The organism is Streptomyces lancefieldiae, from assembly GCF_031845825.1.
Lineage (GTDB): Bacteria > Actinomycetota > Actinomycetes > Streptomycetales > Streptomycetaceae > Streptomyces > Streptomyces lancefieldiae.
Map to the genome: position 1 here is coordinate 248,744 of NZ_JAVRFH010000004.1, position 10,864 is coordinate 259,607.

Here is a 10,864-nt window from a genome sequence, read left to right on the forward strand (position 1 = left end):
CTTACGTGGTGATCGCGGGTGTACGGGGTGTACGAGTGGACTGTTCGTCCCCGGTCGGTGCGGGGGGCCGGGCCGCGGGGGCCCGGCAGTCGTCGAAGCTGGCCCTGAGGCGGGCCATGAGCCGGGAGAGCTGGCCGACCTCGTCGTCGGACCAGTCGCTCAGCCGGTGGGCGAGCATGTGGGTGGTCCGCTCGGCGATCTCGTCGAGCTGGTCCTGGCCCAGCGGCGTCAGGCGCAGGATGCGCGAGCGCTTGTCCGCGGGGTCGGGGGAGCGTTCGATCCACCCTCGCTCGGCGACGTGGGCGACATGGCGGCTGGTCACCGACATGTCCACGGCGAGGAGCTCCGCGAGCTTGCTGATGCGCATGTCCCCATGGCGGCCGAGCAGCGTCAGTACGGCGGCGGACCCGCCGGGACAGTCGGACGGCAGCAGCCGTCCCATCTCACGCTTCACGGCACCGAAGGCGCTGAACTGACGGATCAGCTCCTCGTACTGCGCCCTCTCGGCCATGCGCACCTCCCGTTTTCGTTGCTTAGGGCAACGATAGGATCGGTTGGTTGCTACAGGCAAATAAAGACGGCCATCGGGGGATAAAAAGTTGGCAAAGGCAAGTATTGCAAAAGTAAACGCACAGGTGGCGGGTGGCGGGTGGGGGCAAAGGGGCTCGGGAGCCCCGCACTTGGGCCGCACCCGCGGATTCGCTAGTGTCTCGGCCCATGGCTAACAACCAGGGCCCCCAGGGCAATTACGACCCCGCAGGCAGCACCCAGATGTTCCGCGCGTTCGTCGACGAGGGCGCCCCCCAGTCCCGGCAGGCGGCCCCCGCGGCCTCCTCCGGACCCCGTATCGGCCTGATCGTCGGCGTCGTGGCCGCCGTGGTGATCGTCGCCGCCGTGGCCTGGCTGGCGCTGAAGTAGGACCGGCGCCGGCCCGGAGCGGCCGGCACCGGCACGAACCCCGTACGACGGCGACCGCCGCGGCACCCCCGGAGGGGCCGCGGCGGTCGCAGGGCTGTCCTGGGCGCGGGGCTCAGTCGGAGATGAGGCCCTCGCGCAGCTGCGACAGGGTACGGGTCAGCAGCCGGGAGACGTGCATCTGCGAGATGCCGACCTCCTCGCCGATCTGCGACTGGGTCATGTTGGCGAAGAAGCGCAGCATGATGATCCGCCGCTCCCTGGGCGGCAGCTTGGCCAGCAGCGGCTTGAGGGACTCGCGGTACTCCACGCCCTCCAGCGCCGTGTCCTCATATCCCAGGCGGTCCGCGAGCGAACCCTCGCCGCCGTCGTCCTCCGGGGCCGGGGAGTCCAGCGAGGAGGCGGTGTAGGCGTTGCCGACCGCGAGGCCGTCGACGACGTCCTCCTCGGACACGCCCAGCACGGCGGCCAGCTCGCCGACCGTCGGGGAGCGGTCCAGCTTCTGGGAGAGCTCGTCGCTGGCCTTCGTCAGGGCCAGGCGCAGCTCCTGGAGCCGGCGCGGGACGCGCACCGACCACGAGGTGTCCCGGAAGAACCGCTTGATCTCGCCGACGACGGTCGGCATGGCGAACGTCGGGAACTCCACGCCCCGTTCGCAGTCGAAGCGGTCGATCGCCTTGATCAGGCCGATGGTGCCGACCTGGACGATGTCCTCCATCGGCTCGTTGCGCGAGCGGAAGCGGGCGGCGGCGTAGCGCACCAGCGGGAGGTTGAGCTCGATCAGGGTGTCCCGGACGTAGGCACGCTCCGGGCTGTCCTCGTCGAGGGCGGCGAGCCGCAGGAACAGGGAGCGGGACAGGGTGCGGGTGTCGATGGCCTCCGTTGCCGGAAGGGCCGGGGCCGGCACGGCGTCGAGGGTCGGAACGGCGTCGAGGGCCGGAACGGCTTCGGCGGCCGGGACGTCGTCGATGGGGCCGAGTGCCTCGAGCGTGTCGGGCGCGGTCTCGCTCTCCGCGAGCGCGAGCACCTTCGAGCTGCCCTGGTCTGCGGACATGCCACCCCCTTTGGGTCGCGGGACGGTCGCGGCGCGCTCCCACGGCGGGAACGCAGCCTTCACCTGAATACCGGAGCCGGGGCTCCGGCAAACGCGCTTCCGGCAGAATGTCACATGTCGGCAACGCGCTGTAGTGACATGTCGACATGCGAGATGCGAATACCCCCTGGAAACAGGGGGTCTGACGCCCTTTCGGCCCCATTCCGCCCGCAACGGCCCTGGTGAGCGATTCGCTCGTCCCGGTGACATCTCGATCGCGCTTTCGGGTCTGCGTCGAGTCGGTTTCGAGGTTACGCGTCGATCCGGTTGGCGGACCTCAAACGCTGGAAGCTACGCGCCAGCAGCCGCGAGACGTGCATCTGGGAGACGCCGAGTTCCGCGCTGATCTGCGACTGGGTGAGGTTGCTGTAGTAGCGCAGCAGCAGAATGCGCTGCTCCCGTTCCGGGAGCTGGACGAGCAGGTGCCGGACCAGGTCGCGGTGCTCGACCCCGTCGAGGGCGGGGTCCTCGTAGCCGAGCCGGTCGAGTAGCCCGGGCAGCCCGTCGCCCTCCTGGGCGGCCTCCAGCGAGGTGGCGTGGTACGACCGTCCCGCCTCGATGCAGGACAGCACCTCGTCCTCGGTGATGCGCAGTCGCTCGGCGATCTCGGCGGTCGTGGGGGAGCGACCGAAGGCGGTCGTCAGGTCCTCGGTCGCGCTGTTGACCTGCACCCACAGCTCGTGCAGCCGACGCGGTACGTGCACCGTGCGGACGTTGTCCCGGAAGTACCGCTTGATCTCGCCGACGACGGTCGGCATCGCGAAGGTCGGGAACTGCACGCCCCGCTCCGGGTCGAAGCGGTCGATGGCGTTGATGAGTCCGATGGTGCCGACCTGGACGACGTCCTCCATCGGCTCGTTGCGGGAGCGGAAGCGGGCGGCGGCGTAGCGCACCAGGGGGAGGTTGGCCTCGATGAGGGTCGCGCGTACCCGGTCGTGCTCCGGTGTGCCCGGCGTCAGTCCCTTCAGTTCACCGAAGAGCACCTGGGTCAGGGCCCGGGTGTCGGCGCCCCGGCTGCGCTGCGGCGCGGGTTCCGAGGCGGGCACCGAGGCGGGTACCGAAGCGGGTTCCGGCGCGGGTGACTCCTTGGCCTGGGCGGGCGGTGCGGGCGGTGCTTGAGGCGCAGTACTGGCCGGCACGGTCAACTCCACCTCGTGATCCGTCACTCTTCTGTCAACTCATCCGTCAAAAGCGGTCATAGCATCACAAGACATGTGCACTGTGTGCAAGCACCGCATAACGTCGTGTTGAGTGAACGCAGAGCGGCCCCGCACCGGGTGGGTGCGGGGCCGGAAGGCGTGGCCGGGCTAGAACTCGTAGTCGGCGATCACCCAGGTGGCGAACTCGCGCCAGAGCGCGACGCCCGCCTGGTGCGCCGGGTGCTCGAGGTAGCGCTTGAGGGCGTCGGCGTCGTCCACGGCCGAGTTGATGGCGAAGTCGTAGGCGATGGGCCGGTCGCTGATGTTCCAGGCGCACTCCCAGAAGCGCAGCTCGTCGATCTGCCCGCCGAGCGCCCGGAAGGCCTCGACGCCCTCCACGACGCGCGGGTCGTCGCGCTCGACGCCCTCGTTCAGCCGGAACAGCACCAGGTGGCGGATCATCACTTTCCTCCGTTGGCGGCCCAGGTCATGAAGTCGCCGACGGCTCCCGCCGCGTCGGAGATGCCCTGGAAACCTATCTGCACGTAGTCGGCGGCCTTCGCCGGATCCGTGATGATCACATACAGCACGAAGACCACGACTACGTAGACGGCGATCTTCTTCGAGTTCACCGCCACCGCGGCCTCCCCTGTCCCTTCGGTGCACGCTTTCGGTCGCTCATGATCGCACGAAGGGCCCCGTCTTTCGACGGGGCCCTTCAAGAGCGGTAGCGGAGGGATTTGAACCCTCGGTGACTTGCGCCACACTCGCTTTCGAGGCGAGCTCCTTCGGCCGCTCGGACACGCTACCGAGACAGACCTTACAGCACAGTGCGGCATGGTTTGAAATCGATAACGCGTGCCGGGGCGACGACTGTCAGCGGTCGCGGAAGAAGTCCGTGAGCAGCCGCGAGCAGTCCTCGGCGAGCACGCCCTCGATCACCTCGGGACGGTGGTTGAGCCGTCGGTCGCGCAGCACGTCCCACAGGGACCCGGCCGCGCCCGCCTTGTCGTCGCGGGCGCCGTAGACGACGCGGTCCACGCGGGACTGCACGAGCGCGCCCGCGCACATCGTGCACGGCTCCAGGGTGACGACGAGCGTGCAGCCGGCCAGCCGCCACGCGCCCACCCGTCTCCCGCCACCGCCCTTGTCGGAGGCGCTTCGCGCCGCTGAATCCCTCAAAACCGCGGCGGCCCGCCGGATCGCGAGGACCTCGGCGTGCGCCGTGGGATCCCCGGTGGCCTCGCGTTCGTTGTGCCCGGCCGCCAGCACGGTCCGGCCGTCCGGGGCCAGGACCACGGCACCGACGGGGACGTCCCCGCCCCGCCCGGCCCGCCCGGCCTCGGCCAGGGCGAGCCGCATCGCGGCCCGCCACCGGTCGCGCACCGGGTCGGGCGGTACGGAGTGGTCCACGGGGGCCCCGGGGTCGGCGGGCTCGGCGAGGGCTACGGGGTCGGCGGGCTCGGCGGGGGCCACGGGGTCGGCGGGGACGGCGGGGTCCTTCCCCCGGCCCCGCCCGGTCGCCGCGGTCAGCGGACCGTCTCCAGGACGTCGGAGGCGCCCAGGGCCTCGGCGATCTCGCCGACCGCGTCCCCGGACATCGAGCGCAGCTCCTTCTCGCTCAGACCGAGGTCGTCGAGGATCCCGGGGTCACCGACCGGGCCGCGCGGCACGGCGGACTCGCCGGCAACCGGGGCCGCTTCGCCGCCGTCGGCACCGTCGTCGTCGGACTCGCCGTCCTCCGTGCCGTCGAGGTCGAGGGCGTCGAGGTCGGGGCCGTCGTCACCGGGCTCCCGGCCGAGCAGTTCGTCGGTGAGCAGGATCTCGCCGTAGCTGCTGCGGGCGGCCGCGGCGGCGTCCGAGACGTAGATACGGGGGTCCTCCTCGCCGTCCACCCGGACGACTCCGAACCACGCGTCCTCCTGCTCGATCAGCACGAGCACCGTGTCCTCGTCGGGAGAGGCTTCCCGGGCGAGGTCGGCCAGATCCGACAGGGTCTCCACATCGTCGAGCTCCGTGTCGCTCGCTTCCCACCCGTCTTCGGTGCGCGCGAGCAGTGCGGCGAAGTACACCGTGACTCTCCCACTGGTCGTAGGCGTGCCGGTTGGGGATCCCCCCGGCGGAGGTTTCGGGCGGGGAGAGCGGTGCTCCGAGCCCCACCCACTCGGAATCGTGGCAGAAACAAGGCACGCAGGGGACGTCTTCGGCGCCCTGTGTCCGGCAGTTTCGATCGCGGTCCGGGAGTCGTACCCGGACAGCCATCCAACAGCGCACTTGTTGCGGCCACTCGCGGATCGTACGCGGATTCCCGCGGCGCCCGCGCACGCCCGCGCCCCACGGCGTCGGCGCGGCGCGCGATCACCCCCGGTCGGGCCAGGGACGAACCACCATCGGGCGCACCGCCGGACCAGGGGCGGGCCTACCAGCGGAAGGTGCGCATGCGCATCGCGCGGCGCAGCCGGGCGGCCTTGGCGCGGCGCGGCTGGACGCGGTCCCGCAGCTCCCGGGCCTCCGCCAGGTCACGCAGGAACTGGGCCCGGCGCCGGCGGCGTTCGGCCTCCCTGTCCCGCTCCGTGCTCCGCTTCGCCCCGCGCACCGTCCCCGGCTCCTCGCCGGGGGACGGCGCGTCGTGGAAGTCCCGGTCAGGCACAGTCTCACCACCCCGCGTCGGTCCCTCCCACCTTCCCCCGGCCGGGCGGTTTGACGCCCATGAGCGAGTGGAGCGTTGGCCTTGGCGCCCGGTTACTGTGGTGGACATGCGTCTCCACGTCGTCGACCACCCCTTGGTCGCCCACAAACTCACCACCCTGCGCGACCGGCGCACCGACTCCGCGACCTTCCGCCGCCTCGCCGACGAGCTGGTCACCCTGCTCGCCTACGAGGCCACGCGCGACGTGCGTACCGAACAGGTCGACATCCACACGCCGGTCTCCCGGACCGCCGGCGTCAAGCTCTCCCACCCGCGCCCGCTGGTGGTGCCGATCCTGCGGGCCGGCCTCGGCATGCTCGACGGCATGGTCCGGCTGCTGCCGACCGCCGAGGTGGGCTTCCTCGGCATGATCCGCAACGAGGAGACGCTGCAGGCCTCCACGTACGCGACCCGCATGCCCGAGGACCTCTCCGGGCGCCAGGTGTACGTCCTGGACCCGATGCTGGCCACCGGCGGCACCCTGGTCGCTTCCATCCAGGAGCTGATCAAGCGCGGTGCCGACGACGTGACGGCCGTCGTGCTGCTCGCCGCCCCCGAGGGCGTCGAACTCATGGAGCGCGAGCTGGCCGGCACGCCGGTGACGGTCGTGACGGCCTCGGTCGACGAGCGTCTCAACGAGCAGGGCTACATCGTGCCGGGCCTCGGCGACGCGGGGGACCGGATGTACGGAGCGGCCGAGTAGCACGCTCCGGGGCTGCCGGAAACCGTGGCCCCGTACCGCTGCCGCTCAGCAGGTCTGCTGCCTGGTGGGCGCCGGCCGCGGTGCGGTCAGCTCGGCCAGCGCCGCGTCGGCGACCGCCGGCTGCGCCAGTCCCTTGAAGCCGTCGCCGATGATCAGGTCGACGGCGGTGCCCTTGCGGGCCGCGTCGGTACGGCGTTCGGCGGCGGGGAGCTGGGTGCCGAGGACGGGCAGCGAGGTCTTCAGGGAGGCGGCCGGGCCGAGCAGGACGCCCGTGCCGCCGACCCTCTTGTCGAACTCCTCGGGCGCGTTGCTCACGTCGCCGATGCGGAAGCCGCGCTTCTTCAGCTCGTCGGCGGTCTTCTGGGCGAGGCCGCCCTGGGTCGTGGCGTTGAGCACGTTGACGGTGACCTGCGCCGGCCTGGGCACGGCCACGGCGGCGGGCGAGGCGTTCGCCTGGGCGGCGGTGGTCCGGCAGCGCGCCGCGGCCTTGGCCGAGGAGGTCTCGTCGTCGCCGGCGAAGACGTCGACGAGCTGGAGCGTGCCCCAGCCGGCCACCCCGAGGACGGTGGCGCAGGCGACGGCGAGGAACGCGAGCCGACCGACGCGTCGGGCCGGTCGCATCCGCGGGTACTTGTCCCCCGTGATCTTGTACTGGCCGCCCATGCCAGGGGGAGTGAGCATGCTCATGGGCGCAGCGTAGTGCGCGTCGAGGGCGATGCCTATTAGATGATCAATCGGCGTCCCGCGGGCCGGTGCAATCCCACCCGAACGGACCAACCGGGGCCGTCGTGGGGCGTGTCAGCCCAGATCGAGGACCCGGGCGTGCAGTACCTGACGCTGCTGCAGCGCCGCGCGCACCGCGCGGTGCAGGCCGTCCTCCAGATACAGGTCGCCCTGCCACTTCACGACGTGCGCGAAGAGGTCGCCGTAGAACGTGGAGTCCTCGGCGAGGAGCGTCTCCAGGTCGAGCTGGCCCTTGGTCGTCACGAGCTGATCGAGGCGGACCGGGCGCGGCGCGACGTCCGCCCACTGCCGGGTGCTCTCCCGGCCGTGGTCGGGGTACGGCCGGCCGTTTCCGATGCGCTTGAAGATCACACGGAAAGCCTACCGGCCCGGACGTCGCGGGCGCAGCCATGGCGCCGGAGTGCGGCGCCGGGAAGATGCCGTAAACGGGGGCAAAGGGGGAGCCGGTACGGCGGAGGTGGGGGACCGGCTCCGCCGTACGGGTCGTCCCGTCAGTCCCGCCTCCCCTCCCGCGCGGGCGACTGCCGTTCGCGCGGGGCCTGCGGCCGGGTGTCGGTCTTGGGGGTGCGGCGGACGGCCTCGGCGCGCAGGAGGGCGCGCAGAACGGCGTAGGGGTCGTTGAGCATGACGGTTCCTCGTTCCGTGTCCTGTGCTGTCGCGTTGCGCGGCGGACCGGTGGGGAGGGCCGGTCCGGGTCCCGTCAGCAGCGCAGGACCACGGAGCGCGGGGAGGGCGGCGGTCCGGTCGGAACGGGGGGCGTGAGGGCCCGGGAGCCGTGGGCGCGGCGGGCGGCCGCCGGGAACGGCGGGAGTGGCGGGGGCACGAGGACGCGCCGGGCGACGCGGGCCGGTGCGCGCGCCACGGTCTCGAGGTGGTCGTACTCACCTGCCGCGCCGCCGGCTCCCCCGCTGCCCACCGCCGCGGCCGACGGGGCCTGGGCGGTCACGTGCGTGCAGGGCACGAGCAGGGCGAGCAGCAGGACGAGGGCCCGCAGCCACGCGCCGCGGCGTCCGGTGCGCGCGGCGCGGACGGTGGCGGCGGGCGGTACGGGGCTCATGCCGGGACGGGTCCCCGCCGGGTGCACGTCGGCCGGCGCACCCGGGACGAGAACCGCTCGCCCGGCGTAGCGGCGGCTCGGCGGGAGCGGGCGCCGTTCACAGGGCCCGCGGGACCTGACGGGCACGCCCGCGCAGGCGCACGGACGTGACGACCTCGACGACACCGACGACGACGAGCCACCAGCCGCCGACCAGCATGAGGACGGCGGCCGACTCGACCGGGGAGTCGATCAGGACGATGCCGGCGACGACGGTGACGGCACCGAGGAAGACGTGCCAGCCGCGCGCGGGCATCGCCGGGTCGTGGACGGCGGCCACGATCTCCGTGATGCCGCGGAACAGCCAGCCGATGCCGATCCACAGCGCGAGCAGCAGGACCGACTGCAGCGGGCCGCGGAAGCAGAACAGGCCCAGCAGGATCGACACGGCACCGCTGACGAAGGCGAGGACCCGCAGCGAGGTCGTCCGGTGCGTGCCGAAGGCGGCGGCCAGTTGGAGTACGCCGCTGACGACGAGGTAGAGGCCGAAGAGCACACCGGCGACGCGCAGGGAGGCACCCGGCCAGACCAGGACCAGCACGCCAAGGACCAGCGAGGCGACGCCGGTGAGCAGCACGGTCTGCCACGCGGCGCGGGACAGCAGGTGCAGCGGTCCCTCGAAGGGCGGTTCGGGCTCGTGCGATCCGGCGGTCGGGGTGCGCGTCCCGTGCCGGGCGTGGACTCCGCGGTCGTCGTACGGCTGCCCGCCGGGGGAGCCGCTCGGTGGCTCGGTCATGCTCCATGCTGGGAGCGACACCGTCGGACCCGCCACCTGGGACGGTCCACTGGGCTGACGGTGAGGCGGCGCGGGTCGCTGCGCGGCGGGGTGTGGGCCTGGCGCCCGGCGTGGGTGCGGGCGCCGGGGTGGGGTGCGCGGCCCGGCGTTACGGGGTGCCGCTGCGCCCACCCGTGCCGCCCCAGCGGCACGACTGCCCGCAGCTCGGCGGAACCGGCTGTCCGCAGCTGGGCAGCTACGGCGGGAGAGCCGGGTACGGCGGGAAGGGGGCGGGTCGGGGGGTGTCCGCCCGCAGGGGTTGGCGCGTCAACACGAGCACTTCTGTGGCCGACCGATTCCGCGCCGTTGCGAGGACGGACACCCCCGGCCCGCGCCCGACCCACCGCGCCACCGAGCCCGCCCTCGGCCTACGTGCCGGAGGCCTTCGCCGCTTTCGCCGCCGCCTTCATCTCCTGTTTGTGGGCGCGGACCTTGGTCAGGGACTCGGGACCGGTGATGTCGGCGACGGAGCGGAAGGACTCGGGCTCGCCGTAGGCGCCGGCGGCCTCGCGCCAGCCCTCCGGCCGGACGCCGAGTTGCTTGCCGAGCAGGGCGAGGAAGATCTGTGCCTTCTGCTTGCCGAAGCCCGGCAGCTCCTGGAGCCGTTTCAGCAGCTCCTTGCCGGTCGTGACGCCCCGCCAGACGGCCTCGGCGTCACCGTCGTAGGTCTCGACGAGGTACCGGCACAACTGCTGGACGCGGCCGGCCATCGAGCCGGGATAGCGGTGCACGGCCGGCTTCTCGGAGAGCAGCGCGGCGAACGCGTCGGGGTCGTACGCGGCGATGTCGTGCGCGTCCAGATCCTCCGCGCCCATGCGCCGGGCGATGGTCGACGGGCCCTTGAACGCCCACTCCATGGGAACTTGCTGGTCCAGCAGCATGCCGACCAGCGCGGCGAGCGGACTGCGGCCGAGGAGTTCGTCGGCCTCGGGGTCCTGGGCGAGGTGAAGTGTGACGTCCATGCCCCGATGATCGCGCGTGCGGGCTCAGGTCGCGCGCCAGTACCCCAGCGCGTTCACCCGCTGCTTCGGCACGCCCAGCTCCTTGCGGACGTACGCGCCCAGCGCCCGCGTCGTCGCGGTGTCGCACGCGATCCAGACGTACGGCTCGGGGGTGGACCGCAGCAGCTCCGGCAGGTCCTCCTTCACCCGCGCCACCAGGTGGGCGCCCGCGTCGCGTCGCGGGACCGGACGGACCTCGTGGCGGCCGGGGTCCGTGCGCAGGGGCAGACCGTCGGTCTCGCCCTCGAACCAGATCGTCGCCGGCACCGTGTCCAGCGCGTCGAGGAGGGAGTTGAGGGCGGGCAGCGACGCCGGGTCGGCCACGGCGAAGACACGGGTGGGGGCGGGCACGGGAGCCTCGAAGCCGGTGCCCTGGACCGTCGCCTCGACGGTGTCACCCGGCTTCGCCGCCCGGGCCCAGTCGCTCGCGCAGCCCTCGTGCAGGGCGAACTCCAGGCCGAAGGTGCCGGCCGCCGGGTCGGGGTCGACCAGTGTGTACGCCCGCTGGTGCGGCTTGCCCGCGTTCTCGAACCACAGCCGCACCCACATCGTGGGGTGGACCCCGGTCGCGGCCAGCATGCCGCCGTCGGTCAGGCGCAGTCGCCGGTAGTCATCCGTGACGTCCTCCGCGTCCGTCACGGTGAACTCGAAGTCCTTCCCGCGCATCAGCCTGAGGACCGCGCCTTCCCAACCCCGCCCCTGCCCCATC

17 protein-coding genes and 1 tRNA gene are annotated in these 10,864 nt (G+C 72.5%); 2 read left to right on the forward strand and 16 right to left on the reverse strand.

Annotated elements, in window-relative coordinates; genetic code table 11:
* Position 1: 1 nt before the first annotated feature.
* Positions 2-511, reverse strand: coding sequence for a MarR family winged helix-turn-helix transcriptional regulator (locus RM812_RS06190; protein ID WP_311571369.1), 510 nt, complete (start codon positions 509-511; stop codon positions 2-4).
* A gap of 206 nt (positions 512-717) precedes the next feature.
* Between RM812_RS06190 and RM812_RS06195 the strand changes: the two genes are divergently transcribed.
* Positions 718-918 (forward strand): hypothetical protein, encoded by a 201-nt coding sequence (locus RM812_RS06195; protein WP_188184393.1) that lies wholly within the window; start codon positions 718-720, stop codon positions 916-918.
* Positions 919-1,030: 112 nt separating this feature from the next.
* Here RM812_RS06195 and RM812_RS06200 read toward each other — a convergent pair whose 3' ends face one another.
* The 8 genes from RM812_RS06200 to RM812_RS06235 all read right to left on the reverse strand — a co-directional run bounded on the left by RM812_RS06200 (position 1,031) and on the right by RM812_RS06235 (position 5,797).
* Positions 1,031-1,969: an RNA polymerase sigma factor SigF gene (locus tag RM812_RS06200; RefSeq protein WP_311571370.1), complete on the reverse strand. Its 939-nt coding sequence runs from the start codon at positions 1,967-1,969 to the stop codon at positions 1,031-1,033.
* Between the two features lie 290 nt (positions 1,970-2,259).
* Complete coding sequence (locus RM812_RS06205) at positions 2,260-3,147, reverse strand: RNA polymerase sigma factor SigF (protein ID WP_311571408.1); 888 nt, start codon at positions 3,145-3,147, stop codon at positions 2,260-2,262.
* 168 nt (positions 3,148-3,315) lie between these two features.
* Positions 3,316-3,609, reverse strand: a complete 294-nt coding sequence (locus tag RM812_RS06210) for a Dabb family protein (RefSeq protein WP_311571371.1) — start codon at positions 3,607-3,609, stop codon at positions 3,316-3,318.
* Positions 3,609-3,785, reverse strand: a complete 177-nt coding sequence (locus tag RM812_RS06215) for a hypothetical protein (RefSeq protein ID WP_030403190.1) — start codon at positions 3,783-3,785, stop codon at positions 3,609-3,611. The genes RM812_RS06210 and RM812_RS06215 overlap by 1 nt, the downstream gene beginning before the upstream one ends.
* A gap of 87 nt (positions 3,786-3,872) precedes the next feature.
* Positions 3,873-3,957 (reverse strand) — tRNA-Ser (locus RM812_RS06220).
* Between the two features lie 66 nt (positions 3,958-4,023).
* Positions 4,024-4,509, reverse strand: a complete 486-nt coding sequence (locus RM812_RS06225; RefSeq protein ID WP_311571409.1) for a nucleoside deaminase — start codon at positions 4,507-4,509, stop codon at positions 4,024-4,026.
* 167 nt (positions 4,510-4,676) lie between these two features.
* Positions 4,677-5,219 (reverse strand): tRNA adenosine deaminase-associated protein, encoded by a 543-nt coding sequence (locus RM812_RS06230; protein WP_311571372.1) that lies wholly within the window; start codon positions 5,217-5,219, stop codon positions 4,677-4,679.
* Between the two features lie 347 nt (positions 5,220-5,566).
* On the reverse strand, positions 5,567-5,797 hold the full coding sequence (locus RM812_RS06235) for a hypothetical protein (protein WP_311571411.1): 231 nt from the start codon (positions 5,795-5,797) through the stop codon (positions 5,567-5,569).
* Between the two features lie 106 nt (positions 5,798-5,903).
* On the opposite strand from RM812_RS06235, the gene upp reads away from it, so the two are divergent.
* The gene (gene upp, locus RM812_RS06240; protein ID WP_311571373.1) at positions 5,904-6,539 is read left to right on the forward strand and encodes a uracil phosphoribosyltransferase; all 636 of its coding nucleotides are present in this window, start codon (positions 5,904-5,906) and stop codon (positions 6,537-6,539) included.
* A 45-nt stretch (positions 6,540-6,584) separates the two neighbouring features.
* Here the strand turns inward: upp and RM812_RS06245 are convergent, their stop codons facing one another.
* The 7 genes from RM812_RS06245 to RM812_RS06275 all read right to left on the reverse strand — a co-directional run bounded on the left by RM812_RS06245 (position 6,585) and on the right by RM812_RS06275 (position 10,863).
* Positions 6,585-7,202 (reverse strand): LytR C-terminal domain-containing protein, encoded by a 618-nt coding sequence (locus RM812_RS06245; protein ID WP_311571410.1) that lies wholly within the window; start codon positions 7,200-7,202, stop codon positions 6,585-6,587.
* A gap of 135 nt (positions 7,203-7,337) precedes the next feature.
* Complete coding sequence (locus RM812_RS06250; protein WP_096626547.1) at positions 7,338-7,634, reverse strand: type II toxin-antitoxin system VapB family antitoxin; 297 nt, start codon at positions 7,632-7,634, stop codon at positions 7,338-7,340.
* 140 nt (positions 7,635-7,774) lie between these two features.
* A complete protein-coding gene (locus RM812_RS06255) occupies positions 7,775-7,909 on the reverse strand; it encodes a hypothetical protein (RefSeq protein ID WP_311571374.1) in 135 nt (44 codons plus the stop codon).
* A 74-nt stretch (positions 7,910-7,983) separates the two neighbouring features.
* Positions 7,984-8,340, reverse strand: a complete 357-nt coding sequence (locus RM812_RS06260) for a hypothetical protein (protein WP_311571375.1) — start codon at positions 8,338-8,340, stop codon at positions 7,984-7,986.
* Positions 8,341-8,437: 97 nt separating this feature from the next.
* Positions 8,438-9,115: an HdeD family acid-resistance protein gene (locus RM812_RS06265; RefSeq protein WP_311571376.1), complete on the reverse strand. Its 678-nt coding sequence runs from the start codon at positions 9,113-9,115 to the stop codon at positions 8,438-8,440.
* 407 nt (positions 9,116-9,522) lie between these two features.
* The gene (locus RM812_RS06270; RefSeq protein WP_311571377.1) at positions 9,523-10,116 is read right to left on the reverse strand and encodes an HhH-GPD-type base excision DNA repair protein; all 594 of its coding nucleotides are present in this window, start codon (positions 10,114-10,116) and stop codon (positions 9,523-9,525) included.
* A 24-nt stretch (positions 10,117-10,140) separates the two neighbouring features.
* Positions 10,141-10,863, reverse strand: coding sequence for a siderophore-interacting protein (locus RM812_RS06275; protein WP_311571378.1), 723 nt, complete (start codon positions 10,861-10,863; stop codon positions 10,141-10,143).
* Between the last annotated feature and the right edge of the window lies 1 nt (position 10,864).

Excerpts from the sequence above, each read along its gene's own strand:
- RM812_RS06210 (WP_311571371.1), bottom strand. The coding sequence starts at position 3,609 with ATGATCCGCCACCTGGTGCTGTTCCGGCTGAACGAGGGCGTCGAGCGC.
- RM812_RS06275 (WP_311571378.1), bottom strand. The coding sequence starts at position 10,863 with ATGGGGCAGGGGCGGGGTTGGGAAGGCGCGGTCCTCAGGCTGATGCGC.
- RM812_RS06255 (WP_311571374.1), bottom strand. The coding sequence starts at position 7,909 with ATGCTCAACGACCCCTACGCCGTTCTGCGCGCCCTCCTGCGCGCCGAG.
- RM812_RS06190 (WP_311571369.1), bottom strand. The coding sequence starts at position 511 with ATGGCCGAGAGGGCGCAGTACGAGGAGCTGATCCGTCAGTTCAGCGCC.
- RM812_RS06260 (WP_311571375.1), bottom strand. The coding sequence starts at position 8,340 with ATGAGCCCCGTACCGCCCGCCGCCACCGTCCGCGCCGCGCGCACCGGA.
- RM812_RS06245 (WP_311571410.1), bottom strand. The coding sequence starts at position 7,202 with ATGGGCGGCCAGTACAAGATCACGGGGGACAAGTACCCGCGGATGCGA.
- upp (WP_311571373.1), top strand. The coding sequence starts at position 5,904 with ATGCGTCTCCACGTCGTCGACCACCCCTTGGTCGCCCACAAACTCACC.
- RM812_RS06270 (WP_311571377.1), bottom strand. The coding sequence starts at position 10,116 with ATGGACGTCACACTTCACCTCGCCCAGGACCCCGAGGCCGACGAACTC.
- RM812_RS06265 (WP_311571376.1), bottom strand. The coding sequence starts at position 9,115 with ATGACCGAGCCACCGAGCGGCTCCCCCGGCGGGCAGCCGTACGACGAC.
- RM812_RS06200 (WP_311571370.1), bottom strand. The coding sequence starts at position 1,969 with ATGTCCGCAGACCAGGGCAGCTCGAAGGTGCTCGCGCTCGCGGAGAGC.
- RM812_RS06225 (WP_311571409.1), bottom strand. The coding sequence starts at position 4,509 with ATGCGGCTCGCCCTGGCCGAGGCCGGGCGGGCCGGGCGGGGCGGGGAC.
- RM812_RS06195 (WP_188184393.1), top strand. The coding sequence starts at position 718 with ATGGCTAACAACCAGGGCCCCCAGGGCAATTACGACCCCGCAGGCAGC.